Genomic DNA, 26,676 nt, shown 5'->3' on the forward strand with positions numbered 1-26,676 from the left:
CCAGGGATGGGTAGCTGAGTGGGGAGCAACTGCGTTTCGATCCCAATCAAATGGGTCGCTACCGAAATTTAAGATTTTTCGATTTTAAGGAAGGGATTATCGGATGGTATCGATTCGAACAACAGTTTTGATTCTTCAAGTAAATAGCCTTTGAGTGTCGCTCTCTTCCGGGGACCTTCGATTTGGCACGTCCAGATATTCAAACCATTTTCACGCTTGCTGTGGACTTTCAGTTTCTCGAACTGCTTCTGCACCCAACGCCATTCTTCACCTTCGTCATCGGCACCCATTGAGATGCCCGGAAATTCTTGAACATAGCGCTGAAAAATGCCAGGCGTGACCAGGAACACAGTACCGCTCACCGTATGGATTTTGGCCTTGCTGTCGTTGATGATCAGTTTGTGGCTCAGAATGCCTTCCTTGACCCAACTCAGGAATGCCTGGCCTGGGTTATCCGATTGAAGCGTTGAAGTTTCGACAGCACTTTTTGACAGTGCGTCTTTGGCCTCGGGCTCTTCCAATTCGAACATGTCCAGCAGCGTACCGAGGTAATCGGCATCCTCTAGCGCCATGGGATCCGGCTGCGGTTGGCTTTGACCTGATCCTGCGCTGACTGTCTCGGGAGCTGGTGTTGGTGCCGGGGGAGTAGTTAAGTGCTCATGAGCTGCAATACTCACCGTTCCGCTGAAAGCCTCGGGCCGGTCTTCGTTCCCCCAAATCAGTGCCGGTTGAAGGCGCAGAAAGGTAAAGCTCTGCTGCCAGTTTCCTTGTGCTACAAGCGCGGTCCAGATGGCTTTGCCTTCCGGCGTGGACTCAACCAATCCATGCGACTGCAGCTCGTCGAACACCGCGAGGTTGGGCGAGGGAATGCCCTCAATCGATTGCGACAGCAAATAGGCTCGCAGCTTGTCTGTGACTGTCTTACTGACCAACCAAAGTGCGTCTTGGGTCAACCATCCTGCGGCACCTGGCTGGTTGAGTTTCAGCTCGTGTTGAACCAGATGACGCAGTCCGCTGATCAAGTGATGTTGCAGCGAATGAATCGGTGCTTGCAGCGCCTTGCTCGGGTTTCCACCGATGTTCTGTGCGGTGGAGACGCGGTCGGCCTGCATCACTAATTCGCCGAGCACGCCGGCGCGTTCGTACTGGCCTGCCAAGACGTACAGCAGACTGGCCCACAGTGGCGGAAATCCACTAAGCCAATCGAGGATTGGCCGGTCGAGAATCTGGTTGTAGAGCAAGCCTGCGGCCGCGCCGTGCAAGTGGTAGTCGCGCCCCTTGAGATAGCGGAAACGATACGGCTGATCCAGGGGACCCTGCCAAGGATGCCAAACACGGCCATCCTGGCGTTCGACCAGCAGGTCCACGGCAATCTTGCCGATGTCATGGAGCAACGCGCCATAGGCGATGCCAGCGGACCAAGCGTCGGTCTGGGCTGCTTGGTCTTCGGGTGCGGCGCCGGTGGGAAGCAGATACGACTGACGGAATTTCAAACTACAAGCGACCAGCTCCAACCCATGATCTAGCATGCCGCCGAGATAAGCATGGTGGTGCGTCTCGCTGGCTGGAAGCTGCTGGACCAGTTCGGCGTAGCGATGGATCGGATTTAAATAGAGCTGGCTGAATTGCGGATGGGAGAGGGCGGTGTACTGCCAAATGCGATCAAGCAACTGGCGGCGATGCTCGGCTGCTAACAAGCTTTGGGACGATTCGATGGGCAGGTACCCATCGGCGACGTTTACGGTCGGTGGCGGAGGAGGCTTTTGCCTTTTGTGCCGAAACAGACTGAGCATCATGGTCCTCCCGGGAAGTGCCAGAGTCAGTGGCCTTTTAGCCTTTTCGGATAGGGCTCTTACCCTTGACTCCCCATTCCCTTCCAACCCTTACCGGTCCTTTTGACGCGTTTCCCTTTGTGCGGCAATCGGAATATCGATTTGTCCTGGTGCCGTTTTGTTGGACGCGCATGCTGGTACGAAAAAGAAAAGTGTCGGTACACTGCGGTGCGAATTTTATCGGGTCTTGCCATGAACCTCACTGACGCCACGCTCATACTGCTGCTCGCGGCACGTATCCATGGGACAGACGAAGCTGTCAGGGCTTCGGCGAAGAGCGTGGTCAAGAAGTTACCGCGCAGCAAACGCGATCTGATCTACAAGGTAATCGACAGCCGAAGTCCGCTCGAGCTGGTGGATTACCTGGCGGAAAATCTCGATACGTAACGGCGTACTGCGGTTACGGGATTACCTCATGTTCTTTGCGTCAGAGCTCCGCAGTATGGGAATTTTCTGGGCATAGAAAAAGGGTCCAACTCGTGTTGGACCCTATGAAGCGTGTGCAGCGGTGAGGTGACGATCAAGCTCCGTCGTTTATGCATCACGAGTCATCCATTCCCGTCTGCTTCCGTTGCTGCTCCAGGTTGAGCACATACTCCGAAGCGCATCGGGCCTGGCCACTGGCGCGGAAAATCGCGCGATTGTCAGCCTTGAGCAGGCTGAGCCAGGAATCGATATAACCCTCATGCCTCAGTTCTCCCTGAACGCCGGCGTAGGCACATAAAAAAGCGGCGCCCATTTCGGCGATCAACTCTTCAAATGCATAGCCTGGCGAGCCAAATGGACACGGAGAGGTCACGCCTTCGCGCTGCAAGCGAGAGTGGTGTCCGGTCCAGTGCGTCAGCTCGTGAAGTGCAGTGGCGTAGTATCCTCCTTGATCGTGGAATTGCGATTTTGTTGGCAGTTGGATGAGATCCCTGATCGGGTGGTAAAAGGCTTCGTCGGCAAATCGATGAATGATATTCGCGCCCGAACTCAGTAACAGGCTTTCGGCAGCACTGTTGGGGAAGAAGGGATCGCTCGACTCCATCTCGAGCACCGTTTCGTTGAGTGTTTCGAGCCCCTCCGTTTGCTCGATGCTGAACAGAAAATGCGTCCTGAGAATGCCAAAGTGAGCGACCTTGGGCTGACCGTTCTCATCAAGTACGGGTTGGCCTGATTCGGTCTGTTCCTCGCGCTCCATCGGTTTGTAGAGCACGGCCAGGGTGCTGTGTTCACCCTTACGGATGTGCCCGCCGGCTTTTTTGGCTTGGTTGAAGGTGAGCCAACGATCTTGAGTGAACCCCTGCAACCTAGCCTCGGTCCAGAGCAGCGGTAAATTGATGCCCGAATAGGGACGCTGGGTGATGGCGTTGATGGGATAGGGTTGGTGATGACCGACGTCGGCTGAGCCACTTGAGGACCAGGGCTTGATCCAGGGCGCTACGCCTTGGTCTAACGCGGTAACGATCTTGTTTGTCACGTCTTGGTAGATATTGCGCATGGCATTTTCCTCGAGAGAAAACGGAGGAACGCCTTACCCGTTGGGGAGGGTTCCCCGGTGGGTGTTGAGTTGGATTGATGCATGACTGCGCACAGTCTGAGTATGGATCTGTGGCCGGGTATAGCCGTATGCGTTAGCGTTGAAGCTCTTCCGCAAGCGCTATCAGTAAGGCATCAGGTTGGCCCGGTGCCTGAAGCAGGCTGAGGCTCAGTTGCAGCAACGGTTCTTGAGTTGCATCACTCGCTGAGGCAACTTTGGCTACCTCGAACACCACGTAGGGTGTGTTTGGATCGGCCAGGTGAGCTTTGAAGGCTGCGCGTACGACGTTGCTCAGCCTATCGAGCTGCAGCTTTTCAGGATGACTTGAACCATCGAGCAATACTGCGTGTTGCCACGCGTCTGGAGTGAACACAACGGGCAAGCGCAGAGTGTTCAGTGCTTTGCTTGTGAGTGAGTCGGACATGGTGTGCCTCCGTTGATAGCGCGAAGAAACCTGTCCCATAGGGGAAAGAATTTCCCCGCAGTGGGTTGAAGAAAAACAAGAGGGTTTGGGACGAGCCGAGCTCGAAAGAAGCTCGGAAGAGCAGTAGGCGTTCATCACCCGTGAAACGTGATCGTGCGAGCCACCGAACGCTAATCGCACTTGGGGGGAACCATCACCGGAGTGACGTAGCTTTGAAGGCTCTGGCTACCTGGGAAGGTGCTGTCGATAACAGCGATCCGTACCCTCTATGTAGCTGGATGATATGGATGGGTCAACGGCCATAGAGGCGCTGGTGCACGAGTTGCGTCTTCTGTCTTCCAGTGAAGAGTTTTTTGACCGAGCAAGCTGATAAACGGTTAAGCATGGGCGATTTTCAGTAGTAGGCTGTAGTCTCAATTTCCACAGGAACACGCTCAGAAGAGGGCCCAATCATGCCGGCTCAGCAGCCAGTTCAAATTTCCCGCGCACACCGCTGGGCATATGCATGCGGTATGTTCGCCAAACGTGGTTATCGCAGGTTGAAAGGGTTTGAGTCTCGTGTGGCCAAGCGTGCAGTGACGGCAGGTTTGCCTGCGGGTAATTTACTCGTTCGCGGGATCTTTCTGCTTGCCCAGGTGGCCCTGTTCGGTGCACTTCTTTTTGTTAGCTTTTGGTTGTTTCTGCTGGTGTGCACATTCGTCGCATTAGCGGCTATCCCAGTTCAAGATTCAGACACTCCAGATATTGATGATATCGATGATCCAATTCACAGAGCGTCTTGGCCTGAGCGGTACGATAAATGGGGTTCACTGAAGTAACCTCCCTGGTTATTTTGAGCCCGATTTACCTGAAACTATTCTTGCTCCGCTCATCAACTGAGAGGTCCCGTTAGAACTCGCTGTCTGCGCAGCCTGGGTTCCCCGGCTGAGCATTCCTTCTACACCTGAACCTACGCTATACCCAGCCCAGCTCATTGCGGCTAGAAAGACCATCGGCAGTACGATGAACATTGCCCCCATCACATACTCAATCACCTGCGCCGTGACCGTTCCATCCATAAATCCGGATGTCGGCAGCGACAACAGCACCTGATTGGAAGTCGACACTTGGTTATACAAGGTATCGAGCATGCTGGAATCGATCCAACGGGCCAGCTCCCACCAGAAGGTCAGCATGTGCAGCGTGAACAGCGCGAACGTCACCGTCATGACGGTCTTTAGCTGGTAGGTACTGACGAGTAGGATCAGTGGCAAGCTGATGATGACGCCCATGATCAGGAACGCCTGCACCATGGGCAGGGCGGCGCGTAATGCATTCATTGCCGGGAAGTTGCTGAAGGACCCGAGGGCCAGCCCGGTGTTGGTGGCCAGGTTATTAAGCCCCTGATTGATCGAGCCGCCGCGGGCACTGGAGCCATAGTCCTGGTACACCTGTCCGGGCGACATGGACATCGATTGCTGGCGCGGGCTGACCAGCTCACGTAGGGTGGCATCCTCAATCTCGTTGCTCGAACGACCAGTCAGCCAACCTTTCAGTTGAGTCAGCAGCGAAGGATCGACCTGCTGGATCAAGCGCTCGCGCAACCCAACACTGCTATCACTCCACCACTGCTTGCAAGTGGGGTAGCCCGCGCCATTCTCCAGCCGTGGCAAGGAAGTATCGCGGGTCTCATCGTAGGGCCAACTGACTCGTGGTGTCCGTGAGCGATCGGTGTCGTAGTAGCCCGGAGCGTCGAGAAAATAGCTTGAGCCGATCCAAGACGCATCATGACTTTGCGCCTTGTCCAGCTGTGGACGATTGGTGAAGAGCCGAGAGCGGGAATAGCCGTAGCAGTCACGAGTGAAGTCGGCGACTTCCTGCAGCAGGACCTGACTGTCGATGCGCGAACTGTCGATCTCCATGCGCATCTGTCGGATATCCGGTGCACAGGGGATGGAAGCGGTGGCCGCCGCGGTCACGCCTTTGCTCAAGGCGTGTACCAGAAACCACCAGATCGGTACGTTGGCGGAGCGTTCGCCGATAGTATTGAAGGTCGTCCCCCAGGCGGTTTCCGTCGGTTTGGCCACACTGATGCCGCAGCGCTGACTCGCCGCATCATCGAACGCCATTGACGTGAGGCTCAATGGAAAGACCGGCGCGCAGCCGAACAATACGATGATGTAGGCCAACCATAGTCGGTTCTCGATTCGAGGCACCGAGAGCAATCCCTTGTTGCCTTCATCTGCGCCTTGCTGACGGGCCGATAACCATTCTTGCAAAATGATCGCGGCGAAGGGGGCGGCGAACAGTCCGGTGTCGGACAGGACACTCCAGAGGCCGTTGTTGATGATCCAGGCCAGCAGAGAGAGGTAAAACTCCAGGTAGCTGTTGGTGCTCATGAGCATGGTGGTGACCTCACAGTCGGGTGAGTTCGACGCAGGTAAAGAGCACGAGTCCTAATGTCCCGATGCGTTTCACGCGTAGTCGACCCTGGGGTCGATGTCGGTAGCGCCGAAGCAGATCCCACCAGAGCGCAAAGAGGGCGCCGTAGAGCAAGGCGCGCCACCACCGCAGATAAGGTCGTACGGATTCGATTGCCTGCTGCCATGCCTCGAAACTACCCAGCGCAGTACGGCCGATCCAGGCCACTAGTGCGGCGGTCAGGATCATCAGCGCGGCAATCCCCAGACCTGAGAGCAGAGTGAATAGCGGTGAGCGTTTCATGGATCACTTACGCCTGGCATCAGCATCATTGAGTCGGCCCGGCTCAGGGTCGCCTTGCTCGACGGTACGCGAAGCATCGGCGCCTCCGGCATGCCGATCAAGCACCAGGCTGGCGGTGTTGGTGGCCAGCATCTGCCGAACCTGCAGTTCGGTCTGCAGCAGGCGGATTTCGCGTTCCAGAGTGTCGATGTTTTTCGTCAAGGCCGTTTGGGCCGGTTCGGCGGAAGCGATGTTAGGTTCGTGGCTGCCTGCCAGCAGAGTGCGCAATAGCAGGAGCGCTTTGTCGAGCACGCTGGATAGCGCCGTCTCGCTGGCCAGGCGCCGCGCCAGGGTTTCCTGATCAGGATCGTCGCGCAGGGCTTCGATCACCCCCCGGGTCACCGGCAGCATCGGGCTGGAGGCTTTGCTCAAATTGTCAGGCGTAGGCGGAAGAGAACCGGACAGTAATCCTTGCAGGGTCTTGAGGTGTTCACTGTAGGCCTCCTGTATTAGCGGCGTCAGTCCGCTGCCAGCGGTAGCCCGTAGAGTCTCGCAGGTGTCGCAGGTCGCGACTTCGGTCTCGCCCAACACTCGAACAGCCCATTCGGATTCCTCTTGGGGTGAGGTCCATGCCTGGCAAATAGCGCCGCCCAGGCAATCACTGTTACTAATCGAGGCGCTGTCATCCACGGACCGGTTATGTAGCAGGTTGTAGCCCGCGCGCACCACATCGGAGGTTGCCCGGATGGGTGTTTGTCCGCTACCTCCAGCCTTCTGCCCGCCGACCCATGACACCCCATTATTGCCGTTACGGGCCTCGGTGTTTTTCACCGCGGCCACCGCATCACCGCCGGTTTGTTCGAGGTTGCCCTGCATCTCCTGGTTCTTGGCCAATGCGCCCCAGCCGGCTTGGCCGACCTTGTCAGCCATCTTCTCGGCCATGGCCTGGCAGGTCAGTTTGGAACGGTCGAAGTCGATACGGCCCTGCATCACCCCGTTGCTCAACAACTCATAGAGGCCGGGATTGGCGCGCTGGATGATCAACGCTGGCAGCGACATCACCGCCTGAGTCGCGTTCTGCACGATGCTGCCCATGATCTGCTGGAAGCCTTCGGTGACGCCGTTCAACTGATTTTGCAAGGTGTTGGTGAGGCTCATGTTTCCGCACATCATGTTCGCCTGCCAGGACCCGCCGACACCGAGTCCGTTGGGGCGATAGAGCGAGCTCGGCGAGCCCGCGGCCGAGCCGCCACCGATGGTGTACATCACCCGGTCATCGAGCACTTCGCCTTGAGTGCCTAGACGGTAATCGTCCCCGGCGCCGTGGGCATGCGTGGTCACGGCGAGCAGTCCGCAGAACAACAAAGTCATCGGGCTTAACCATGGTTCTGCAAGAAGCCGACTCATGAAGCACCACCTTCGAAGTCAATGCTGAACAGGAAGGTCTGTCCCTCACGCTTGCAGCAGCTATAAGGACGCCACAGCGACCAGGCGTAGCCGCCATCCGCGCTCTGCACCGGATCGCTGGGGAAGATGGCACATGTGGGTTGAACCAAAGGGGAGAGCAATTGCCATTTGTGGGTCGAAGCGTCGTTTTCAACGATTGGGTCAGGCGGCCAATAACCATCGTGTGGTACGGGCGTGAGTGGGACATACACGTGCGGTTGCCAGTTGCGGGTAATGACATCACCCGCCCGTTGCGCCATCACCGCAGCGGCTTTGAAGTCGTCGGGTTGTACCAGAAATCCTTGCCGGGGATAGACGTTGCCCCACATGTTTCCCGCGATCTGATGACCGATTTCACGGACCCCCGGTATCAGCGACTCGGGGTAAAGGCTTTCCGGTATGCCCAGGCGCCAGGCCAGCGAGTCCAGAGTGCTCAGGTAGTAGGGCATGAACGCAGTGGCGCCGCTGGCGCAGGCGTAGCCGGACTGAGAAGCCAGTTGCGTGGCGGCCCAGCCTCCGGGGTGGCCGATGCCATCAACATTTTTGAAACGAGGCAGGTTATCGCGTTGGGTGTTCGGCGTGATCAGGTTACCGCCACCTTCCGCACCGCTGATGGGAGAGGAGAGTGCTGCCATCTCGGTCCAAGGATTGGCACCGGTGGTGGCATAGCTCGAGACCACCAGTTCAGGAATGAAATGACGAACCTTGGTCGAGGTTTTAACCGTGCAGCCGAAGGGTGTGCACAGGAGCCAGAAACAAATACCGACGACCCTGTAGTCGAGACAGCTTGGCGAAAGCGCAGAGGACGTAATGCTGCCGGTGTCCAGCGCCATGCTTGGGCCGCACGCCAGCAGCACGCTCAGCGCCAATGGCCGTAGCTTTGTGGGCGGGATTAACGAGCAAGCAACGGGCATGATCCAGGCTCTCGGTGTATGGCCCGGGCAGGTTCGGTTAGGAACTGAAGAATGTCAGTGGGAATTATGAAGGCGGATCTGTCGGATTTGTGAGACGTGAAACTATTATTTGACGTGAAGGGTGCTGCGCAGGATATCGGGTTCTACAAGTAGCTGATCCGCCGTAACTTCGAAAATATTGGCGAGTTTGCATAGGACCAGCAGCGACGGATTGCCCGTGCATCGTTCGATTTGACTGACGTAGGTACGATCCAGCTCGGCCATGAGCGCCAATTGCTCCTGGGTAAGGTTTTTCACGCGTCGCATCAAGCGGATGTTTTCCGCCAACTGCAGGCGGAGTTGTTCGAAGTCTTGAGTCATGCGCGCAAATTGCGCCTTGAGGGACTCTCAATCCACGGGATATAGTCTACATTGGCATTGATCTAGGCTATTTGATGCCCTTGCCTGTTATCGAGCGTTCATTTGGTGTCGTTAAGATTTCGGGGCTGGACTGCGCGTCTAACAATAAATCAGAAATCTAGGGTGTGTATGGACGAAAACTACGTTTCAATTCCTGCGGCGGATGGTTGCTCGAGCCTTCTGACACCTTGGGGCAACGAATTTGCCCCAATGATCGAACGTGGCGTGCAATGCGCCCAGGCTTGGCTTGATACGTCCGGCGAGATTCCACTGTGGTGGGAATTGGCGCAAACGCGCAAAACCTTTCCTGTCGGTGACTGCCAGGATGCTTTTGAAGCTGGTTTTTTGTTGAGGATTCAGCAGCGGCTAAGCAGTGTGCCACCCAGCCCAAATCAAGGCAGAAAAGAACTTCCCTAAAGACGCGTTCAAACACAAAGCTCGAACCGCTCCCAGAGTTCAGCCAGCGTTTCGGCTGCTGAAGCCCCAATACCAGCGCTCTCGAAGAGTTGGTATTGGGTAATCGCCACCAGCGTCTAGTTAACCGCGTCTTTCAGCGATTTACCGGCTTTGAAACTAGGCGTCTTCGAGGCCGCGATCTTGATGGTGGCCCCCGTTTGAGGGTTACGTCCGTCGCGCGCTGCACGTGCTTTGACCGCAAAGGTGCCAAAACCCACCAAGGCGACGTTCTCACCGCCTTTCAACGCAGTGGATATGATGGTTGTGAGGGCATCCAGTGCGCGTCCGGCAGTGGACTTCGAGAGGTCGGCGGAGCTCGCTATGGCCTCGATTAGATCGTTTTTATTCATGTGTGACTCCTTCCGCTTGGCTGAGTGTCGACGAGTAATCTACTCAGATAGTTCTTGGATATCTACCACAAAACCGCACTCCAGCCCTGCCCAGACGTAACGCTATCCGGTCTTCAAATCTATTCTAACGTCCCGATTCCTCGGGCCTGGTCAATACGCTCAGCTACCTGGAAAGCCGCTTCCAACTCCGAGCAACCGTTCTCCTGCATCAACCTCCAGCGCTCGGCTTTTTCCTCGGGCTCCGTCATGGCCAAGGCGAGATAAAGGCTGGGTGGTACGGCTCGAAACAGCGTTTCGAGTTTTTTCGACAGCACGACTCCCTCGGTGTATTTCCCTGGCTCCTTACTGGCGGAGAGCAACAAAGCTTTCTGTGCCGGCGTGAGTTTCTTGAATCGTGCGATTTCTTCGATTTCCGCAGGCGGCATATTCAAACAAATCCACCATTCGATCATGTTGAGCATGGTCTGCGCGGCAGTGGGAAAGTCGGCAAGGTTTTGCGTCGCCAGCCAGAACCAGGCTCCGAGCTTGCGCCACATCTTCGTGCCCTTGACCACGAAGGGTGCCAGCAGCGGGTTCTTGGTGATGATATGGCCCTCGTCGGTGACCATGATGATCGGTCGGCCCAGGTACTGGTCTCGTTCGGCAAGGTTATTCACGGTGGTCATCAGGCTGATGTAGCTGATGGACATCTGTGCCTCGTAGCCTTCGCGAGCGTAAGTGGCGAGATCGACAATGGTCACATCGCTTTCGGGCCAAGGTGTGCCCTCGCGATCGAACAGTTCGCCCTCGAATCCCTGGCAAAACAGGTCGATGGATTCGCCCATTTCCTGGGCACGCTCACGACGCTTCTCCGGCAAGTGCGTGTCGACAGCGACGCGCAGTAACGCGTCGCGCACGTCACGGGTCAATATCTGGCGACCCGACGCGACACAGGTCTGTGCCGCATCTAGGATGCACTCGCGGATCAAGCTGCGATCAGCTCGACTCAGGCGCGCCTCTTCCTTGGCCTCGCCGCCGGTGATCATCAGGCGGGCGGTGATTTCCAGTTCGCCGAGAACATCGCGCTGGTCTTCGCGACTGGCTACCGTCTCATCGTCCAGCTCATCGATCGACAGACTCGCCACCTGATCCGGCCGCCCGACCAGGCGCCAGGCATCGGTGAACGGGGCGAGGCTGACCGCGGTACCAGGTTTCAATTGGACCATGTTGGTCGACAGGTCTTGCGTCGCGAAGTAGTCGCCCTGCAAGCCAAATGAGTTGCCGGCCTCAACGATAAACAGGCGGGGGCGGTACACCGCCATGACCTGCATCAGCAGGGTGACCAGGGTGGCCGACTTACCGGCGCCGGTCGGACCGAACAGCAGCAGATGGCCGTTCATAGCCCGGTCTAGTCGAGACAACGGATCAAAGCTCAACGGCGAGCCACCACGATTGAACAGGGTGATGCCCGGGTGGCCGGTGCCGGTGCTGCGACCCCACAACGGGACCAGGTTTGCCAGGTGCTGGGCGAACATCAGGCGTGTGTACCAGTTGCGCGTGTCGCGGGCCGGGTTGTAGGCCATCGGTAACCAACGCAGATAACTGTTACAGGCGGCAACCTCGTCGCCTTCACGTACCGGCTGCAGGCCCGCACCCAGTAGTGCATTGGCCAGACTGACCGAGCGCTGGTGCAGTTGCTGTTCATCGTGACCACGCACGTAGAAGGCCAGGGTTCCCCGGTACAGCTTGTGCTGGCGGCCGATGACCGCGCGAGCCTCTTCGACATCCTGACGGGTCTGGGTCGAGGCCAGGTTTTCACCGATGGCTTTGCGCGCCAGGCGGTTCAACTGCTCCTCAAGTACATCCTGCGGTTTGACCACCAAGGTTAGACTCATGACTGTACCTTCGGGTAACTGGTCGAACAGTGCATTCACCGCGTCACCTTTGCGGGTTTCTCCGGTGAGTTGACCAATCAAGGGCGCTCGGCGCAGCTTGTCCACCACCATGACCCGATGGGGTTGATCATCGAAAAACCAGAGCCCGTGCTGGACATCCGAGCGCGGTTCGTTGAAGAACAGCCGCTCGGCGAAGTCATGATCGAAGGGCAGTTCCAGCGACTCGCCGTCGCCCGACTCCGGATAGGCCACGCGGCGGTAGAATTCCTCGGGGTCTTCGTCGGTGAGCCTGGGTGCCGGATTGAACCAGGGCAATAACCAGGCATACAGACCTCGGCCATCGACTCGCGTCGATTGCACCCCGCATGCCTGCAACGAAGCCACGATACGTTCGCAAGCCTGCTGTAGGGATTGCACTGGACTGAGTCCCATCTCCTCGGCGCCAGACTCAATCCAGCGATAGATCACCAGGCGCCCCCGTCGGTTATTGCCACGCCAGGGCAGGCGCGTGACGGCCTTGTCCTCGAACAGACCTCCCGGCTTGGCGATGGCCTTCAGATGACGACGGCTGAGTTCCAAAAACGTTTCGGTGAAGACCGTGCCTCGCGCGCTGTCCTGAATATAATCGGTGAGCCGGGTCAGGTAGGGGGTGAAGTGGCTGTCGTCCTGGCAGAAAAACTGCACCACCCACGGCGCTTGATCCAGTTCGTCAAAGCTATCCTGCAGGGCATCTTCAAGGGCATCGCGGGCGGCCATCAGCCAATCGGGTTCGCGTCCCTCGGTGCCGATGGGCAGTAACTCGAACACCGCGCCTACTGAGCGATTGTCATCCAGGAGAAAACACTGCTCGGTGTCGAGGTATTCGACCCAAGGCAGATGATCGGTGAAGCTGGGGTTGTGTGCATACAGTGCAGCTTCATCGGCCAAGGTGGCACGAGGGCGCAGTGGGTGGCGCCAGGCTTTCCACGCGGAAGTGCGGCTGCCCGAATCGCCGGTACGCACTACAAGTCTTCCTGACGTTCACCCGGCAATGCGTACTGCACGCGTTGGTAGAACGGAAAGACTGTCGAGTAACCTGGGATCGGTGCCTGCTCGGTACCACTCAAATGCGGATACACGTACAGCACCAGATCGGGATTGGGTAGGCGAGGGAACAGATTATGGATCTCGTTCTCCGCTGTACGCGTGTACGGCTCTTGGAGAGAGGCCGAGAAATCTGCTGGGGCCAACGGGCGGCGTAACTGCTGCCGAGCGTCCAGCAGTTGCTGCTGAGTACCCTGAGAGCCGGCGCCGTTCCAGATGTCCAACATGGTTTGCTCGCCATGGGGCAGCAGCGTGTCCTTGTCGGTAGAACACCCCGCCAGGACCCAGCAAAACACGCTAATCAAGGTCAGGCAGAGAGGCATGGTCTTTTTCATGGCGAACGCTCCGGCCCTTGGGCTCGTAGTCGATGGTGATCTCATGGTCGAGGTGCAGCGCGACTTGGGCGGCCGGTGGCACGTATACGGCAGCAAAGGTCTCGCCATACAGTTTGTTGATCCACTCGCGGATGTCGCTGACCCCACCGCTGAGAATTGAATTCAGCGCGCTATTGCCACTGCTGTTGGTGATCCCGAGCGTGCTGTCGCCTGAACTGATCACGCTGCTGTTGTTCTGCTCATCCCCGAGCAAGGCAGCGACACCTGCGCCGGCGGCAGTGATCAAACTCTGGCTGCCGAGGTACTGTTGAGCGTTTGAGCGGCGTTCGCCGGCAATGCACGGGATGCCATATGGATCGGATAGGTAACCGAGTCCGCCACGAATCTTGTCAGTGTTCGAGCTCTGGGTGGTGGAGGCATTGCGACTGGCTACTGCTTTCGGCTGGGGCACCGTGCGAATGGTGCCGTCGGTAAACACAAAGGTAATTGACTCGACCTGTCCGCGTACGCACGACAGGGTCCAATCGCCGGAGGCTGTGCCGCTCATCACGGCCCCTGCGACGTCCGGCAGGTCGATGCCGTTGGCTGTCAGGTTCTCCGGACCAACCAGCACCTTGAAGGGGTAGGGATCATTCACGGTGCCGTCCACCGGGACCCGGCCGATCAGCGCGGTCATGGCGACCGAGCCCATCAGCGTGGCGTTTTCGGGAATGGTGTAGACCGGCTGCGCGCCTTCGTTACGATCAGCGGAGCGTGTCAGGTCACGTTCACCCTTGGTAACCTCGCGTAACTGCTTCTGGCTGCGGTCGATGGCATTGTCCTTCAAACCCTCCAGCGAGTTGAAGGCAGTAGGCAGACTCAGGGCGGACGCGGCCTTGGTTTTGCTCCGGGCGTCGGTGGGCGGAGCATCCGAGGGCTCAATCCACTGCAGCGCATCATTGGCAGAATGCTGCCCTTCGAACTGAGCACCGTCGCCCGGCTCAAGCCCCAGTCCTATCGGCATATCCTTGCCTTTACCGGTCAGACCCGACAACTGTTCCTGCAGTTGCGTCAGCAGACCGCGAGCCTGACGACTGTCTTGTTCTGCTTTGAGTCGGGCTTCGTTGGCTTGTCGGCGGCCTTCGTCGACCTGCTGGGTCACACTGCCAAGCGCCGTCTGGATACGCGAATCAACACTGTTTTCCCGCTCGCGCAGACGGTTGTTCTCCGTCTGCAGCGAATCGTTGTGTTTCTTCAAACCGAGCATGTCGCTGCGCATGGCCTTCACCTGGCCGATCAGGGTGGCGACCGTATCGCGTGGGGTGTCGCCCGCAATACCGAGCGACTTGGCTTGCTCGGCGGATAAATGAAGATTGCCTTGATCAACCGACTTCTCTGGAGAGGAACTGTTGCCGCCCGCGACCCAGGTTTTCAGGATGATCAGCGCCACGCCCAGCAGCGCAGCCGGTACCAGCCATTTGAGCAAGGCGTTAGCTTTCATCGTCAGCACCTCGCGCAACGGGCGGCAGCAGCACGGCTTGTTCGAGGCCGGCACCGCGGGTGACGAGGTAGGCGATCGTGGTGTCTTCAGCACTGTCGACCGGTCCGAGGAACGCATGCTGGAAGGTCGCGGCGAATAGCTTGGCCTGCAGTCGACGTGGATCGAGTTGCACCGTCTCTGAACCACGATTGCGCAACTTCACCGCCGTCACCCAGTATTCGCCGAATCGCCAGGCGGCGATGGGTGTGCTGGACACGTTTTCGGTTGGCAGCAGAGTTGGCAGTTCGGTACGCAGCATGAGCGGGACGCGACGCACACCGGGTAGGGACTCCACGGTGCGTAGCGGCGCGTACAGGCTTTGCGCGGCGTAGCGCGTCAAAGCGACTGGGATTGGCGTACGTTCTGGAAGAGGGACGCTTTTAGATTCAGCCTCAGCAGCCTGCACCGAAGCATTCTTGAGAATACGCACGGGCTCCAGCGGTTGATCGCCAGGGGTGGCTGCGATGTCCAAGAGGATGATCTCGCCCGTCGCGACCGATTGCAGTTGTAATCGCGTAGGTGCAATGGCTTCGGACGCGCGCAGGTACAGCGTGCCACCGGTTGATTGCACACGCAGTTTGCCTGTCAGAGTTGACGGCAGGCCGACTCGAACATCCTCATCGATAAAGACCACTCGTTCCTGATTGATCACCAGCGGGACTGCGAGAGGGAGGCGTTCCCAGCGCATCAACTCGACGGCCTGCGCTGCAGCTCCCCATAGCATCAGTACGATGGCGAGCCCCGGGGTAGAAATCCGCTTCATGGCTCACCTCCAGGCAGAGCGATTTTTTGCGGCGTGCCCTGATAACAGTCCAGTGCCAGCCCCCACTTATTGCGTTCGGGGTCCAGATCAAAACGCACCACGCGTAATGGATAACGCACCACAACCCGTTTCACCGGTTCGGCGGCGTAGTACTCATCGGCGTTGAGGTCGAGGGTGACCAGCCAGCTGTCGTGATCGAGTTGCTTGACCCTGAGTTCCGGATTTTCGCTATAGCCTCGGCCCAGAATTTCGTAGACGCCACGCACCCGCTGGCGGAGTTCGCCGGCGGCCTTGCGGTATTCGTAGTCGCCGTCGAGGAAGGTCTTGCAGGCAGGGGTCAGATAGGGCTGCAAACCATAGATGGCGCGGCGGTAGTCCTGCTCGCCGTCGGAAGGCCAGCGGTTGAGTTGGCCAAAGATGTACAGGGCAAAAGCATACACATTCTCTGAAGGAATATCCCACCACTTGCGGGTACTGCCGGAGCGCAGATCCGGCGGTACATGCACGGTCAGATCGGTCGGTGCCGAGCGCCAGCCACACCAGAGTCCGGCGCAGACCAGGGCGACGATCACTACCGCCATACGCAGGCTGAAGATATGGGCCTGTTGGGCATCCACCTTGTTCCGAAAACGGCTCATGGCTGCCACCGGGACAGAGCTGGGCGCAGTCGACGTGAACGGCGAACCGTCCAAGGGCCGGAGTGGAGGATCAAACTTCCGCGAACCAGGCGCCAACGGCTGGCGAGTATCCATTCGAGTTTGCGGTACAACCATGTCTCGGGGCGTGCCCGTTTGGCTCGACGCAGTAGTGTGCCACCGGCAAATAGCACCAGCGCCATGCTTGCGATCATGCTGGTCGGCGCCACGGCAATAGAGGCGGTGGCGATCGCTACAGGAGCGCCCAGCAGCAGGCCAATGACGGCGCCGGTGCCGAGCGCTACCCACATCTCATCATTGGTCAAACCGCGCAACACGGCGGGATCACGATTGAGTCGCTCGGGCAGAAAAACCAAGGTGCCATCGGCAAGGCGTTCGATAGTGTCGTTCATGTCGATCTCACAGAATTGCGGCAGCCTTCGTCAGGAACCAGATGATGATCACCACCAGCAGGGCTCCGATGCCGACTACGGCGCCGAGGTCTTTCCAGGTCTTGCGCTGGTTTTGCACGTCGGCGTAGACGGTCAGCGAGTGCCAGGCCACCCCAAGAAAAGCGAGAAGGGCGATCAGTAGGCCGAGCAGGATGCCACCGTCGTAGGCGTAGTTTTTGATTGTCTCGATTAACCCGGAGCCTTCGCCGCGCGAAGGCGCTTCCATGGTGGGGAGCTCGGCAAAAGCCAGGCTTGGACCAATCACCAGCAGCAGACCGATCAAACGTTGGCTCGTACGATCACGCAGGTTGCTTATCAAAGGGGCAAGGCACTTGAGCATGGCGGCGATCTCCTGGATTAGGACAGGGTGAAGAACATAAGTAAGAGCAGGGCGAGCAAGACGCGCGCGGCGCTGCCGCCGAAGGCTCCAAAGCGAACACTGCCGGTGACCCAACCCCGGTAGGCCGTCCACATCACCCAGGCGCACCAAAGCAATGCCAGAACGAGAACCAGGGACAGCCACAGCGTCGAACTGCTCTGTGCCGACAAACCGGAGGCGTTTTGGAACGCTGCGATCTGGGCGTCAGTCATGCTCATGGCAAGGACTCCGCAGAGGGGATGTTGAGGCGGTAATCGCCGACTAATTCAGCGGGATCGCGGGGTTGAGCGCGGGAAGGGGAGAGGTAGCCCTGCACACCAAGACGGATGCGCTGTATGTCTCGATTCAGTCGGGGGTAGTCGAAGCGATAGCGATCGTTGGGTTCAGCCGTGCTGGCTGCCTCAGCTTGCGTTGCAAGGCGTTCGATGATGTCGAGTTGCCGCTGAATATGGCTGAGCTGGACCTGCTCTTGGTCGGACATGGCATAGCTGCTGCCATGGACGATAGCCAGCGAGAGCAGTAACAAGCAGCGAAAGATGGTAGTTGGCATGATGCTGGCCCACATGGATCTGGGAGCAGGATCAAGCCAGAAGCCGAATTTTTCCGTAAGAAACTTGAGGTCTGATGAATCGCTTTTCCTGGGGAAGGACTGAGGATGGTTGCATTACAGCTTAAATGCCCCTTTGGCGGGTTGTTGAGGCTCTAGGGACACCCCACTCTCGATGAGCTTCGTTGATGATGATACCGTCACACCCAGTTTTCCTTGAACAGCAGAAACACAATAAGGCCGGGGCTATCCTCGGCCTTATTGTTGCCCTACTCCGAGTAGCCCAGCTCCCGGATGAACATCGAGAACAGCTCCGGGTGGGAGGAAATGTCCAGCTTCGCATAGAGATGACGCCGGTGTGCCTTGATGGTTTCAGGAGAGATCCCGAGTCGCTGCGCCATCGCTTTCGACGAGTAGCCGCGGAGGATCAGGCGAGCGATTTCCAGCTCGCGCTCCGAGAGCACGCCTTTGCCAAACTTCGCCAACGCGTCGCTAACGGGGGGTAGCAGCGGCACCGAGATGCCAATGCGCGTCCAATTCTGCTCTAGCAAGGCCAACACCCATGAACTGACCAGCGTCAGTTTGCCTAGCTCCACCTTGTCGAACACCCGGCGCATGCCCAAGGATAAAGACAGTACCCCATCAGGCAATTGCAGTAAGAACTGCACCTCGTCTTCCAGCACATGTTCCTTGAAGTAATTAAGGTAGTAGTCCGTTTGCCGGAAATGATCCGGGGCGACTTCCTCCAAGTGATAGAAACCGCTGGCCAGGCCTTCGCGAGCAGCCTGGTAGAACGGGTCGAGCAGGTACAGGCCATCCAGATACAGCTCGCTCGCTGCAGGCGCCGGTGCCGCGTCATACTCGGCAAGCACGTGGGGTGCGGCCTGGGCAGAAAAGTGGATCGCCAGCGCGTTGTCGAACGGCACCCATTGACGTAGTACCAGGATGAGCTGGCGCCAGAACCTGGGGCTGCCGATCTGCTCGATTGCCCGGGCCAAAGCGGTATGGCTGGCGACTTCATGAAAGAGAATGTCCACGGCTTATTCCTTGGGGCGAGGAGGGCATTGGTGCGCGATTCCATCAAGCTGTCAACGGGGGTACCCCTTAGGGGGAATTGTCCGGCAGCGCGTACCTGCATACAGTCCATTCCTACTAAGCGGGCCGGCGAGCCCCCACTATCGCATTTTCGTTCTGCCTCCTAACTCCTATAACAAACGAGAGGAATGAACATATGACGTCCCAAAATGCGCCATCTCCTGAGCTCAAGCCCACACTGAGCGTCCCTGATGTCGTTGCGATCACGGTATCCTCCGTGACACCCGCCAGCTCCGTGTTTGTCATCGCGCCATTTGCTATTGCCCAGGCTGGTACCGGGGTCATCTGGGCGTTCGTGTTCGGCGGTGTATTGGCGCTGATGTTTGCGCTGTGCTACGCAGAGCTGGGCCGAGCGCACAGCGCCGCGGGCGGGGAGTATGTGTTCGCCAAGCGCGTCTTCGGTGGCATGGCCGGCTACGCGACGTTCCTGACTGTGCTCGCAATGCTGCTGTTCATTCCGCCCGTATTGGCGACAGGGGCAGCTACTTATCTCAATGCCGCACTGGGCACACATTTCGATGGACAGGCCGTCGCCCTGGTAATCGTCGCGCTGAGCTACGTGCTCGGCATCCTGAATATCAAGCTCAATGCCTGGGTGACGGGTGGGTGCCTGTTTCTTGAGGTGGCGGCCCTGATGGTGATTGTGGTGCTGGGCTTCGGTCATGCACAGCAACCGATCAGCAGCCTGCTCAGCCCCGTTGCGCTCGACAACGGAATTTTGCATTCGGCGCCCTGGGCTCTGGTCATAGGCGCGGTGGGCACCGCGCTGTTCTCGTTCAACGGCTACGGTGGCGCAGTACTGCTAGCCGAGGACATGAAATGCGGCGGGCGTGGTATCCCCAAAGCGGTGCTGTGGTCACTAGTGTTGGTGGTCTGCATCGAGCTGATCCCACTTGTCGCTCTCTTGGTGGGAGCGCCATCCCTCGAGCAAATGCTGGCCAGCCCTGACCCCATAGGCTATCTGCTGACGGCCCATGGCAACGAAACGTTATCACGGTTGGTGAGTGCCGGCATTTTCCTTTCGGTGTTCAATGCCATCGTTGCCCTGGTGATCCAGATCGGCCGGGTGATCTATAGCAGCGGGCGTGATGAGCTGTGGATGCCAACCATGAACCGCGCTTTCACCCGCATTCATCCTAAATGGGACTCGCCATGGCTGGCGACACTGTTCCTGGCCGTGCCTTCCGCAGCGTTGACCCTGAGCTCGAACCTGGCGGAACTGACCTCTTTCACCGTCCTGCTGATCCTGTGCGTGTACCTGATCGTTGGCCTGTGCGCATTGTTCAGTCGGGTGCTGCGCCGTGACCGCGAGCACCCGTACCGGATGCCGCTGTGGCCCGCGCCTGCGCTGGCGGCTGTGGTCGGGGCAGGGTACCTGCTGACGTCATTGCTAAGCAGCGCTTCGTCCCGGGACATCTTCATTCTTCTCGGAATCCTTGTGACTTCCGTACTGCTTTACGCTACGTACGGCAAGTTGAGCCCGGCGTTCCAAAAACTCTGAACGAGAGACATCATGCGAGCACGCGACTTCGGCATCACTGTGGGCCTGGGCCAACCCGGCCCCAACAACGCAATCACCGATGTACCTGGCGTCCGGGTTGGCCATGCGACACTGGATAAGGTCCACAACGGCAAACCGGTGCGCACCGGGGTGAGCGTGATCGAGCCACGGAACGGCGCCGCGCGTTTTCAGCCGTGTTTCGCAGGCTGTCATGTGCTCAACGGCAACGGCGATGCCACAGGCCTGGAGTGGATTCGCGAAGCGGGACTACTGACCACGCCTATCGCGACCACCAATACTCATAGCGTGGGCGTGGTGCGCGATGCGCTGATCGCTCACGAGCATGCGACCCTGGCCGACAGCTCCGTTTACTGGTGCATGCCCGTCGTGATGGAAACCTACGACGGCGTGTTGAACGACATCTGGGGCCAGCATGTGAACGCAGACCTGGTACAGCAAGCCTTGGCCGCTGTAGATAGCGGGCCTGTAGCCGAAGGTGCTGTAGGAGGCGGGACGGGAATGATCTGCCACGAGTTCAAGGGAGGGATTGGTACTGCTTCTCGAAAGCTGCCGTTGGAGCAGGGCGGTTGGACGCTGGGTGCCTTCGTTCAAGCCAACCACGGGCAACGCCGCGAACTCAGGGTCGACGGATACCCAGTAGGCCGGACGCTGATGGATTTGCCGTCACCCTACGCCCAGCAAGACACGCCCGGCATGGGCTCCATCGTGGTCGTGCTGGCGACCGATGCCCCCTTACTGCCCCACCAGTGCCAGCGCCTGGCGCAACGGGCTGCGCTGGGTGTCGCACGGACGGGCGGCGGCACCGACGATTCCAGCGGTGATATTTTCCTGGCCTTCTCGACGGGAAATACCGGACTGGCGCCAGCCGACTATAACCGGCGAAACCTGCCGAAGACGGCTCAGGTAGCGATGGTCAACAACGACCATATCTCGCCACTTTTCGCCGCAGCCGCCGAAGCGGTAGAGGAAGCAATCGTCAATGCATTGCTTGCCGGCCGAACCGTGCATGCCAAGGATGGGCGCGAGGTGCCGGCGCTGGAAGGAAGACGATTGCTTCAGGCCTTGGAGAAAACGGGTTGGAGGCCTTGAGCAACCATGCCGTCGCGCAGGTTCGACGTTCAAACATCGTCGCAGGTGTACTGACAGCGGAACCGGCTTCATCGATACCGACCGGGCCCAAATGAGAGAACTATCGTCGCGGACTCGCATCGAGGCCCGCGATACAGTAGCCATTTCGGTACATTAGGCGTTGGCGATTCAATCTGGGACGTACGAGCTTGTCAGGTGGTGGGTGCGACTGTCCACCCAGCAGATGTACTCTCAACCATCCATGGCTTGTTCGATGGCTGTGGAGACTCCATGACAAGGCAGTGTCCGAACTGGACTGGATCGGTAGCGACGTGCTCCGCCAAGCTAAGTGGAACGGAGATCTGAATAACGGCCTCTGGACGGACGTGAAGCGAGCAAGCAAGAAAACGATTAGTTCGAGGAAAAATTATGGGTGAGCTCAACATTTCTCCTGTCGGGCTGGATGCCCTAAAAGCGGTCTACACCGACGTGTTAGGCAAGAAATAGTTCAGGGCGGGAGGTGACGAGAATTTGATCCCGCCAACGTTCCAGCCGACAACCGATCCCTATAGTCGAAGGCTCAATAACTACAGCGCCCAGTTCTGGCGCGAACAGTCTTGAGCACCTGCGCAAACACTACTTCTACGGACAACGGGAAAACTTACTAAGCACTTAGAGATATTTCTTGAACGTTGTCGCTGTGATCGCTACTGCTGCTCCAAGTATTACTGCGCAAGGCAAAAAAATAGCTATAGGATTGAGCGAAAAGGGTATGGACAGGTAAATGATCCAGGGCACGATCAGCAGGGGTATCACTGCTTGCTTAGCGCGATGATAGACAAAGCTGCTTTCTCGCCCCGCGCCAAATTTGCGCAGGTCACGGCGCATCAAACCATCTACAAAACCAGTGAACATGGCCAACAGAAACAAGGGTGTGGCCAGAACCAGAATGGTTAGGCGCACCACGAAGGTAAAGGTCACATACACCGCCGCCAGCACGAAATCCTCAATGCTCACGTAAAACTGGTTGATCCACCCCCAGAAGCTGTTGTCCATGCTCGATACCCGCGCCTGCTGGGCAAAATCCGCAAAGCCAGTCTTGACCAGCAACCATTGATTGAGAAAATCCAGTACTTGAACAATCCTTCGCCCGGGTTGTTGGAGGATGAGTGAAGCTTTGAAGTGCTCGCTGAGCCACCCCAGCTCACTATTCAGCATGACCTGGCTGTGTCGCCAACCCTGATCGCCCCAGAACAGCAGCAAACCGGCGAACTCAATGAGGATCGAAAACAGCAACGAGGCGATCAGCAAGCCAATGATGCGTAAAACCAAACCAATCGCCGAGACGATTAATCCCGGGCGCTGGATCGGTTGTGGCGGCGTGTTCTGTACGGAAGTTGCCATCGTTTACTCCATCGCGCGTCGTCAAGTGGATGCCGCCACGGCGCCCGCCGAATACGTGTTTGGTGAATCGAAACCTGTGGCGAGGCAGGGCTACCCCACCTGATCCAGATCGAAGTTTGTGGTTGGACCGCCACCGCTTGCGCTCCACCATTGACCAGCCTGTTCGTTATAAATGGCCCGCATCCGTTGGGTAAGCTCCTGCAGGTCCTTGGGCATGGCGTCGTCGTTGGAGGGTTTCGGCAACGGCATGCGGACTTTCCATAGCTGGCCACCGGCCTGGAGGGAGAACATCTGCCCTTTGGGCAAACTGACGATGTGCGCCGGCTCGATCAGCGGCACGCTGGTGCTGCTGACATGGTCCTGTGAGGACGACGTGAAGTCCGTGTTGGCCTCAGGATCGGAGGTGTCGGTGGCACCCGACACCAGGGTCTTGGTCAGCACGTTAACCTTGGGCAACTGATGGGTTAGTAGTTCAGCCGTAGCAGTTTCGCGCACCCGGAGGATTTGCAGGGTGTTGAAGTTACCAATGACTTGGCCGGCCTTGGCGCGGTTACCAATGCGTGCTTCGATATCGCTGAGGGTTTGGGTATAGGCCGTCACCTGGATGCCAGCTCCGCCACCCTTGTTGATCAGTGGGATGAACTCGTCGCCCATCAACTCGTTGAACTCATCGGCATGCAGGTTGATCGGCAGCTTGTCACCGCTGCAGCCCGATGCGGGCAAACCGTGGTCAATGCCATGTTTGTAGATGTGGCCCGCGACCGAGACCAAGTCGGCGAACATGGAGTTGCCGACGGCGGCAGCCACCTCGGCATCGGTCAGTGCATCCAGGCCGACGTAAACGATGCCGCGTTTTCGGATGATCTGCATCCAGTCGAAGATCGGCCGCGGGTCATCTAAATCGGTGTAGTTGGGGGCCAGTAACTGGGCGGTCTTGCCGGTGGTGAGTTTCTCCAGCAGCGGCAGTAGCGAGGCAACGATTTTGTCGAAGTAAGTACGGTCGTAGCGTACAGCCGAACGCAGCCCGTCCATTACTGGATCAAATACCCGCTTCACCGCCAGGTACTGCTCGATGGCCACCACGCGTTTTTCGCGTCCCACCATATGCCGGGGAATATTTTTCTCGGTGAGCTTGCCTTCAAGCTGGACGATCACTTCCCATGCTTTCGGATCGGTTCTGGCGAAAAATTGCTGGGCATACTCAATGAACAATGCGTCGATGTTGACCACATGCCGTTGGATTTGCAGGTAGTCCGGACGTCGGCCCAACTCGATCAGGGCGCGGGCGATGATGTTGACGAAACGCCAGGCGAACTCGCGAAACGCCGCCGAGTTACCTTCGCCACTGAGCTGCCCAGCGATGCGCGACGCCACTTCCGAGATGCGCCCGAAACGTCCCACGGCGTTGTAGCGGGCGGAGATCTCCGGCCAGCCTAGATGGAAGACGTAGAATTCCCTTCCTCGACCGGCGCGTTTGGCTTCGACGTACATGCGTTTGAGCAAATCGGCATCGCCCTTCGGATCGAAGACAATGACGACCTCGTGTTCGATACGATGAATGTCCTGGGTGATGTACACCTCGGCGAGCCGCGTCTTGCCAACACGGGTGGTGCCCAGCACGAGGGTATGTCCGACTCGTTCACCCAGCGGCAGACTGACTTCCGTTTCGTCGGGCTCAACCCCATGCAACAGCGGTGAGCCACCGACTGGGGGTAAAGGGCGCAACGGATTAAAGGCGCTGTCCCAGGCCGTGACCCGGGCCAGTGTCGAGAGCGGAAACGGTGCATGTTCTAGGCGACGTTCGAGTCCACGTGCCAGGCGGTAACGGGTCGGTTGGCCGACGTAGTGAGCGACGGCCGGATCCTGGGCCTCGACCAAGCGCTGGGTGTGCAGGCGGGTCCAGCGAAAGCCGCGGCCCATGAACAGGCGTTTGCGGCTCACCGGAATCTGCCGGCTGGTCAGTTCGTAGCGAGGCAGCCGGCGGATATTACGCCGATAGCGCAACACCTCCCAGGCTTGTCGGAGGCGGATAAAACCGAACAGGGCATAGGCCAGAGCCGCAATCAGACCGATCTCGGGTGATAGGGCTACGGCCCAGGGCGAATACACGCATAACACCGCCGCGGCGACGCAGATCGCCACGGTGTACAGCTCGACTGCGGGCCGGAGTTTGGACTCCATCGCATGCTCGGCCATGACCCAGACTCACTGTTCCAGTGAGGTGGCTGTGATTAAGACAGGGTAGTGCTCAATTTTCAGGCGAGAGGCGATGTCGTTGCCGTTGACCGGCAGGATGGTGATGCCCGGCGCGGCTGCTCGAATTCGGGCTAGGGCTTCAGTATCGGTCACTTCGACGGCGAGGCCGGCCGCCCCCATTTCTTGCAGTTCAGTCGCACGCTGATGCAGCCAAGCCAACGATTGGGGATCCTCCCCGACAAGGAAAAATGGCTGCAAGCCCGGCATGTCCAGGGTGCGAGTTGTGATTTGGCCTGGGCTCAAGTGAGAGCTGCGCACGGGCAGTATCCAGGTTTCATCTGCAAATGCAGATAGGTCTGCATGTATGGCCCGGGCAGGCTGGGTCTTGTTGTTTATTGGCGGCCTGGAAGCTTCAAACTGGGGGCGGTTGAAACCGCCAGGCTGAACTTCTGCAAACGACAGTCCTGGCTGGGCGAGCGCAGCCAAGAGCACGGCGAAGTAATACGCACTGGGAATTCGCGTCATGGTGGTGTGCCCTGTTTAAAGGAAACCTGCAGTCGTTCGAGTTGTTGAGAAAAGCCGGCGCGGTAACGCGCGGCCGGCGTTCCTCCTGCCGGGCGGTGATATCGGCCAGCAGCTGACACCCAATCACCGGTGACGGCGTGATGCTCTTGCAGCAGCGCGGCAGTTACGGCCAGATTGCGGTAGGGTTCGAGGGCTTCGCAGGGACTGGAAAAATGCCGTCCGTGATAACCCAGGTTGATTTGCCCAAGCCCGGCATCGACCCGCTTGGCGTCATACCGAGCAAGGGCCTGAAGCAAGGCGTGACAGGCGGTCTGACGATTGGCGAAACGGTAAGGACTACCGGCGATATTCAGCGTCCAGGGCCAGGGCAGCAGTCGACCACGGAGGCGGGTGCCACTCTCCTGCAGGGCAATCGCGAACAACACCGTGGAAGGGACGTTGGCGTCATGCGCTGCCAGTTGATAAGCCGGAGGCGGAAGTTCGTCTGCCCGGACGGCGTGCACCGTCAGCAGGAGCGCAATAGCAATCAATCGAGACGTTGCCATTGTCCGTTCACCTGCTGAAATGTTACGGGTAACGGTCTCGGGGCTCCCAGGCTGAACCAGCGCCCGCGATCATGGTTCAGGGTGATTTGCCGGTGTTGGACCTTGCTCGCATCAATGCCTGCTTGCCGCGCCCAGCCACGGACATGTTCATCCTCACCTTGGCTGCCCACCAGGTAGATATCGAACGCTGTATCACTGCTTTGCAGACGCTGCGCTTCAGCGGTGCACGCAGGGCAATGGTCTTCGACAAACAGAGCACGGCGCGGCTCTACCGGTGAGCTAGCAGCGGGCGGGGATGCCATACCCTGAATCGGCAACAGTCCAGGAAACAGCTTGGCCCAAGCTGCGGTGTAGGCGTTTTGGTAAGCCAACTCGCGCTCGGCACGTTTGGCTTCCAGCGCTACCTGCAATTCGGCATAGCGCTGACGCTCTTGGTCGGTCTCTGCCTCGACGCCGAGCGCGGTCAGGGGATCCAGGTTCGGGCTCCAGAAACCACGCGGCCCGGCTTGGATCTGTTCGAAGCGTGTCCATTCCTGCTCGGTGAGGCCCCAGCTTGCCGCCTGTTCAGAGTGCGAGCGCCCTAGCGGAGCGGACTGTGTGTCCTGGACCCGTGACGGTGTCGTGGCAGGGTTACCCATCGCAGCGCCCGTGCTAAGCAATGAAAAGAGACAGACGAGGGGGGACAGTAGCGCTCGGTTCATAATCGCTT

At 58.5% G+C, this 26,676-nt stretch carries 29 protein-coding genes; 5 read left to right on the plus strand and 24 right to left on the minus strand.

What is annotated here, in order from left to right; all coding sequences use genetic code 11:
* Nucleotides 1–68: 68 nt before the first annotated feature.
* Nucleotides 69–1,793, minus strand: coding sequence for a MobH family relaxase (gene mobH, locus J3P88_RS11870; RefSeq protein WP_434576416.1), 1,725 nt, complete (start codon nucleotides 1,791–1,793; stop codon nucleotides 69–71).
* Between the two features lie 231 nt (nucleotides 1,794–2,024).
* Between mobH and J3P88_RS11875 the strand changes: the two genes are divergently transcribed.
* Nucleotides 2,025–2,219 carry a DUF7740 domain-containing protein gene (locus tag J3P88_RS11875; protein ID WP_027912535.1) on the plus strand — a complete coding sequence of 65 codons (195 nt, stop codon included), beginning with the start codon at nucleotides 2,025–2,027 and terminating at the stop codon, nucleotides 2,217–2,219.
* A gap of 154 nt (nucleotides 2,220–2,373) precedes the next feature.
* On the opposite strand, the gene J3P88_RS11880 is transcribed toward J3P88_RS11875, so the two are convergent.
* Together J3P88_RS11880 and J3P88_RS11885 are read right to left on the minus strand one after the other, a co-directional pair.
* Nucleotides 2,374–3,315, minus strand: a complete 942-nt coding sequence (locus J3P88_RS11880) for an ArdC family protein (protein WP_434575374.1) — start codon at nucleotides 3,313–3,315, stop codon at nucleotides 2,374–2,376.
* Between the two features lie 133 nt (nucleotides 3,316–3,448).
* Nucleotides 3,449–3,778 (minus strand): hypothetical protein, encoded by a 330-nt coding sequence (locus J3P88_RS11885; RefSeq protein ID WP_434575376.1) that lies wholly within the window; start codon nucleotides 3,776–3,778, stop codon nucleotides 3,449–3,451.
* Nucleotides 3,779–4,230: 452 nt separating this feature from the next.
* Here J3P88_RS11885 and J3P88_RS11890 point away from each other — a divergent pair, with 452 nt between their 5' ends.
* Nucleotides 4,231–4,596 carry a DUF3742 family protein gene (locus J3P88_RS11890; RefSeq protein WP_434575378.1) on the plus strand — a complete coding sequence of 122 codons (366 nt, stop codon included), beginning with the start codon at nucleotides 4,231–4,233 and terminating at the stop codon, nucleotides 4,594–4,596.
* Between the two features lie 9 nt (nucleotides 4,597–4,605).
* Here J3P88_RS11890 and J3P88_RS11895 read toward each other — a convergent pair whose 3' ends face one another.
* The 5 genes from J3P88_RS11895 to J3P88_RS11915 form a co-directional block, all read right to left on the minus strand.
* The gene (locus tag J3P88_RS11895; RefSeq protein WP_434575380.1) at nucleotides 4,606–6,162 is read right to left on the minus strand and encodes a conjugal transfer protein TraG N-terminal domain-containing protein; all 1,557 of its coding nucleotides are present in this window, start codon (nucleotides 6,160–6,162) and stop codon (nucleotides 4,606–4,608) included.
* A gap of 10 nt (nucleotides 6,163–6,172) precedes the next feature.
* Entirely contained in the window at nucleotides 6,173–6,481 is a 309-nt protein-coding gene (locus tag J3P88_RS11900) for a hypothetical protein (RefSeq protein ID WP_434575382.1), read from the minus strand.
* Between the two features lie 3 nt (nucleotides 6,482–6,484).
* The gene (locus J3P88_RS11905; RefSeq protein ID WP_434575383.1) at nucleotides 6,485–7,867 is read right to left on the minus strand and encodes an integrating conjugative element protein; all 1,383 of its coding nucleotides are present in this window, start codon (nucleotides 7,865–7,867) and stop codon (nucleotides 6,485–6,487) included.
* Nucleotides 7,864–8,820: a TIGR03756 family integrating conjugative element protein gene (locus tag J3P88_RS11910; RefSeq protein ID WP_434575385.1), complete on the minus strand. Its 957-nt coding sequence runs from the start codon at nucleotides 8,818–8,820 to the stop codon at nucleotides 7,864–7,866. Before J3P88_RS11910 ends, J3P88_RS11905 begins: the two co-directional genes overlap by 4 nt.
* Nucleotides 8,821–8,925: 105 nt before the next feature.
* The gene (locus J3P88_RS11915) at nucleotides 8,926–9,180 is read right to left on the minus strand and encodes a helix-turn-helix domain-containing protein (protein WP_258632375.1); all 255 of its coding nucleotides are present in this window, start codon (nucleotides 9,178–9,180) and stop codon (nucleotides 8,926–8,928) included.
* Between the two features lie 168 nt (nucleotides 9,181–9,348).
* Between J3P88_RS11915 and J3P88_RS11920 the strand changes: the two genes are divergently transcribed.
* Entirely contained in the window at nucleotides 9,349–9,636 is a 288-nt protein-coding gene (locus J3P88_RS11920; RefSeq protein WP_434562851.1) for a LasR-specific antiactivator QslA, read from the plus strand.
* A gap of 116 nt (nucleotides 9,637–9,752) precedes the next feature.
* Here J3P88_RS11920 and J3P88_RS11925 read toward each other — a convergent pair whose 3' ends face one another.
* From J3P88_RS11925 to J3P88_RS11975, 11 genes are all read right to left on the minus strand, one after another.
* The gene (locus J3P88_RS11925; protein WP_434576419.1) at nucleotides 9,753–10,064 is read right to left on the minus strand and encodes an HU family DNA-binding protein; all 312 of its coding nucleotides are present in this window, start codon (nucleotides 10,062–10,064) and stop codon (nucleotides 9,753–9,755) included.
* A gap of 80 nt (nucleotides 10,065–10,144) precedes the next feature.
* The gene (locus J3P88_RS11930) at nucleotides 10,145–12,901 is read right to left on the minus strand and encodes a conjugative transfer ATPase (protein WP_434575387.1); all 2,757 of its coding nucleotides are present in this window, start codon (nucleotides 12,899–12,901) and stop codon (nucleotides 10,145–10,147) included.
* A complete protein-coding gene (locus J3P88_RS11935; RefSeq protein ID WP_434575388.1) occupies nucleotides 12,901–13,317 on the minus strand; it encodes a TIGR03751 family conjugal transfer lipoprotein in 417 nt (138 codons plus the stop codon). The genes J3P88_RS11930 and J3P88_RS11935 overlap by 1 nt, the downstream gene beginning before the upstream one ends.
* The gene (locus J3P88_RS11940; RefSeq protein WP_434575390.1) at nucleotides 13,280–14,797 is read right to left on the minus strand and encodes a TIGR03752 family integrating conjugative element protein; all 1,518 of its coding nucleotides are present in this window, start codon (nucleotides 14,795–14,797) and stop codon (nucleotides 13,280–13,282) included. The genes J3P88_RS11935 and J3P88_RS11940 overlap by 38 nt, the downstream gene beginning before the upstream one ends.
* Nucleotides 14,787–15,599 (minus strand): TIGR03749 family integrating conjugative element protein, encoded by an 813-nt coding sequence (locus J3P88_RS11945; protein ID WP_434575392.1) that lies wholly within the window; start codon nucleotides 15,597–15,599, stop codon nucleotides 14,787–14,789. Before J3P88_RS11945 ends, J3P88_RS11940 begins: the two co-directional genes overlap by 11 nt.
* Nucleotides 15,596–16,237 carry a PFL_4703 family integrating conjugative element protein gene (locus tag J3P88_RS11950; RefSeq protein ID WP_434575394.1) on the minus strand — a complete coding sequence of 214 codons (642 nt, stop codon included), beginning with the start codon at nucleotides 16,235–16,237 and terminating at the stop codon, nucleotides 15,596–15,598. Before J3P88_RS11950 ends, J3P88_RS11945 begins: the two co-directional genes overlap by 4 nt.
* A complete protein-coding gene (locus J3P88_RS11955; protein ID WP_434575396.1) occupies nucleotides 16,234–16,647 on the minus strand; it encodes a TIGR03750 family conjugal transfer protein in 414 nt (137 codons plus the stop codon). Before J3P88_RS11955 ends, J3P88_RS11950 begins: the two co-directional genes overlap by 4 nt.
* 7 nt (nucleotides 16,648–16,654) lie before the next feature.
* Entirely contained in the window at nucleotides 16,655–17,026 is a 372-nt protein-coding gene (locus J3P88_RS11960) for a TIGR03745 family integrating conjugative element membrane protein (RefSeq protein WP_434575397.1), read from the minus strand.
* 17 nt (nucleotides 17,027–17,043) lie between these two features.
* Complete coding sequence (locus tag J3P88_RS11965) at nucleotides 17,044–17,283, minus strand: TIGR03758 family integrating conjugative element protein (protein ID WP_434575399.1); 240 nt, start codon at nucleotides 17,281–17,283, stop codon at nucleotides 17,044–17,046.
* Entirely contained in the window at nucleotides 17,280–17,615 is a 336-nt protein-coding gene (locus J3P88_RS11970; RefSeq protein WP_434575401.1) for an RAQPRD family integrative conjugative element protein, read from the minus strand. Before J3P88_RS11970 ends, J3P88_RS11965 begins: the two co-directional genes overlap by 4 nt.
* A 266-nt stretch (nucleotides 17,616–17,881) precedes the next feature.
* On the minus strand, nucleotides 17,882–18,649 hold the full coding sequence (locus J3P88_RS11975; RefSeq protein WP_434575402.1) for a response regulator transcription factor: 768 nt from the start codon (nucleotides 18,647–18,649) through the stop codon (nucleotides 17,882–17,884).
* Nucleotides 18,650–18,843: 194 nt separating this feature from the next.
* Between J3P88_RS11975 and J3P88_RS11980 the strand changes: the two genes are divergently transcribed.
* Together J3P88_RS11980 and J3P88_RS11985 are read left to right on the plus strand one after the other, a co-directional pair.
* Nucleotides 18,844–20,208 (plus strand): APC family permease, encoded by a 1,365-nt coding sequence (locus J3P88_RS11980; RefSeq protein WP_434575404.1) that lies wholly within the window; start codon nucleotides 18,844–18,846, stop codon nucleotides 20,206–20,208.
* Nucleotides 20,209–20,220: 12 nt separating this feature from the next.
* On the plus strand, nucleotides 20,221–21,318 hold the full coding sequence (locus tag J3P88_RS11985) for a P1 family peptidase (RefSeq protein WP_053184517.1): 1,098 nt from the start codon (nucleotides 20,221–20,223) through the stop codon (nucleotides 21,316–21,318).
* 651 nt (nucleotides 21,319–21,969) lie between these two features.
* Here the strand turns inward: J3P88_RS11985 and J3P88_RS11990 are convergent.
* The 5 genes from J3P88_RS11990 to J3P88_RS12010 all read right to left on the minus strand — a co-directional run bounded on the left by J3P88_RS11990 (nucleotide 21,970) and on the right by J3P88_RS12010 (nucleotide 26,668).
* Complete coding sequence (locus tag J3P88_RS11990; protein ID WP_434575407.1) at nucleotides 21,970–22,701, minus strand: TIGR03747 family integrating conjugative element membrane protein; 732 nt, start codon at nucleotides 22,699–22,701, stop codon at nucleotides 21,970–21,972.
* A gap of 90 nt (nucleotides 22,702–22,791) precedes the next feature.
* Nucleotides 22,792–24,897 (minus strand): type IV conjugative transfer system coupling protein TraD, encoded by a 2,106-nt coding sequence (gene traD, locus J3P88_RS11995; protein ID WP_434575408.1) that lies wholly within the window; start codon nucleotides 24,895–24,897, stop codon nucleotides 22,792–22,794.
* 9 nt (nucleotides 24,898–24,906) lie between these two features.
* On the minus strand, nucleotides 24,907–25,422 hold the full coding sequence (locus J3P88_RS12000) for an integrating conjugative element protein (RefSeq protein WP_434575410.1): 516 nt from the start codon (nucleotides 25,420–25,422) through the stop codon (nucleotides 24,907–24,909).
* Nucleotides 25,419–25,967 carry a lytic transglycosylase gene (locus J3P88_RS12005; RefSeq protein WP_434575412.1) on the minus strand — a complete coding sequence of 183 codons (549 nt, stop codon included), beginning with the start codon at nucleotides 25,965–25,967 and terminating at the stop codon, nucleotides 25,419–25,421. The genes J3P88_RS12000 and J3P88_RS12005 overlap by 4 nt, the downstream gene beginning before the upstream one ends.
* On the minus strand, nucleotides 25,949–26,668 hold the full coding sequence (locus J3P88_RS12010) for a TIGR03759 family integrating conjugative element protein (RefSeq protein WP_434575414.1): 720 nt from the start codon (nucleotides 26,666–26,668) through the stop codon (nucleotides 25,949–25,951). The genes J3P88_RS12005 and J3P88_RS12010 overlap by 19 nt, the downstream gene beginning before the upstream one ends.
* Nucleotides 26,669–26,676 lie beyond the last annotated feature (8 nt).

It is taken from the genome of Pseudomonas sp. Z3-6 (assembly GCF_051131985.1).
Classification (GTDB): domain Bacteria; phylum Pseudomonadota; class Gammaproteobacteria; order Pseudomonadales; family Pseudomonadaceae; genus Aquipseudomonas; species Aquipseudomonas zanjanensis.

Excerpts from the sequence above, each read along its gene's own strand:
- mobH (WP_434576416.1), bottom strand. The coding sequence starts at position 1,793 with ATGCTCAGTCTGTTTCGGCACAAAAGGCAAAAGCCTCCTCCGCCACCG.
- J3P88_RS11875 (WP_027912535.1), top strand. The coding sequence starts at position 2,025 with ATGAACCTCACTGACGCCACGCTCATACTGCTGCTCGCGGCACGTATC.
- J3P88_RS11880 (WP_434575374.1), bottom strand. The coding sequence starts at position 3,315 with ATGCGCAATATCTACCAAGACGTGACAAACAAGATCGTTACCGCGTTA.
- J3P88_RS11885 (WP_434575376.1), bottom strand. The coding sequence starts at position 3,778 with ATGTCCGACTCACTCACAAGCAAAGCACTGAACACTCTGCGCTTGCCC.
- J3P88_RS11890 (WP_434575378.1), top strand. The coding sequence starts at position 4,231 with ATGCCGGCTCAGCAGCCAGTTCAAATTTCCCGCGCACACCGCTGGGCA.
- J3P88_RS11895 (WP_434575380.1), bottom strand. The coding sequence starts at position 6,162 with ATGCTCATGAGCACCAACAGCTACCTGGAGTTTTACCTCTCTCTGCTG.
- J3P88_RS11900 (WP_434575382.1), bottom strand. The coding sequence starts at position 6,481 with ATGAAACGCTCACCGCTATTCACTCTGCTCTCAGGTCTGGGGATTGCC.
- J3P88_RS11905 (WP_434575383.1), bottom strand. The coding sequence starts at position 7,867 with ATGAGTCGGCTTCTTGCAGAACCATGGTTAAGCCCGATGACTTTGTTG.
- J3P88_RS11910 (WP_434575385.1), bottom strand. The coding sequence starts at position 8,820 with ATGCCCGTTGCTTGCTCGTTAATCCCGCCCACAAAGCTACGGCCATTG.
- J3P88_RS11915 (WP_258632375.1), bottom strand. The coding sequence starts at position 9,180 with ATGACTCAAGACTTCGAACAACTCCGCCTGCAGTTGGCGGAAAACATC.
- J3P88_RS11920 (WP_434562851.1), top strand. The coding sequence starts at position 9,349 with ATGGACGAAAACTACGTTTCAATTCCTGCGGCGGATGGTTGCTCGAGC.
- J3P88_RS11935 (WP_434575388.1), bottom strand. The coding sequence starts at position 13,317 with ATGAAAAAGACCATGCCTCTCTGCCTGACCTTGATTAGCGTGTTTTGC.
- J3P88_RS11940 (WP_434575390.1), bottom strand. The coding sequence starts at position 14,797 with ATGAAAGCTAACGCCTTGCTCAAATGGCTGGTACCGGCTGCGCTGCTG.
- J3P88_RS11945 (WP_434575392.1), bottom strand. The coding sequence starts at position 15,599 with ATGAAGCGGATTTCTACCCCGGGGCTCGCCATCGTACTGATGCTATGG.
- J3P88_RS11950 (WP_434575394.1), bottom strand. The coding sequence starts at position 16,237 with ATGAGCCGTTTTCGGAACAAGGTGGATGCCCAACAGGCCCATATCTTC.
- J3P88_RS11955 (WP_434575396.1), bottom strand. The coding sequence starts at position 16,647 with ATGAACGACACTATCGAACGCCTTGCCGATGGCACCTTGGTTTTTCTG.
- J3P88_RS11960 (WP_434575397.1), bottom strand. The coding sequence starts at position 17,026 with ATGCTCAAGTGCCTTGCCCCTTTGATAAGCAACCTGCGTGATCGTACG.
- J3P88_RS11965 (WP_434575399.1), bottom strand. The coding sequence starts at position 17,283 with ATGAGCATGACTGACGCCCAGATCGCAGCGTTCCAAAACGCCTCCGGT.
- J3P88_RS11970 (WP_434575401.1), bottom strand. The coding sequence starts at position 17,615 with ATGCCAACTACCATCTTTCGCTGCTTGTTACTGCTCTCGCTGGCTATC.
- J3P88_RS11980 (WP_434575404.1), top strand. The coding sequence starts at position 18,844 with ATGACGTCCCAAAATGCGCCATCTCCTGAGCTCAAGCCCACACTGAGC.
- J3P88_RS11985 (WP_053184517.1), top strand. The coding sequence starts at position 20,221 with ATGCGAGCACGCGACTTCGGCATCACTGTGGGCCTGGGCCAACCCGGC.
- J3P88_RS11990 (WP_434575407.1), bottom strand. The coding sequence starts at position 22,701 with ATGGCAACTTCCGTACAGAACACGCCGCCACAACCGATCCAGCGCCCG.
- traD (WP_434575408.1), bottom strand. The coding sequence starts at position 24,897 with ATGGCCGAGCATGCGATGGAGTCCAAACTCCGGCCCGCAGTCGAGCTG.
- J3P88_RS12000 (WP_434575410.1), bottom strand. The coding sequence starts at position 25,422 with ATGACGCGAATTCCCAGTGCGTATTACTTCGCCGTGCTCTTGGCTGCG.
- J3P88_RS12005 (WP_434575412.1), bottom strand. The coding sequence starts at position 25,967 with ATGGCAACGTCTCGATTGATTGCTATTGCGCTCCTGCTGACGGTGCAC.
- J3P88_RS12010 (WP_434575414.1), bottom strand. The coding sequence starts at position 26,668 with ATGAACCGAGCGCTACTGTCCCCCCTCGTCTGTCTCTTTTCATTGCTT.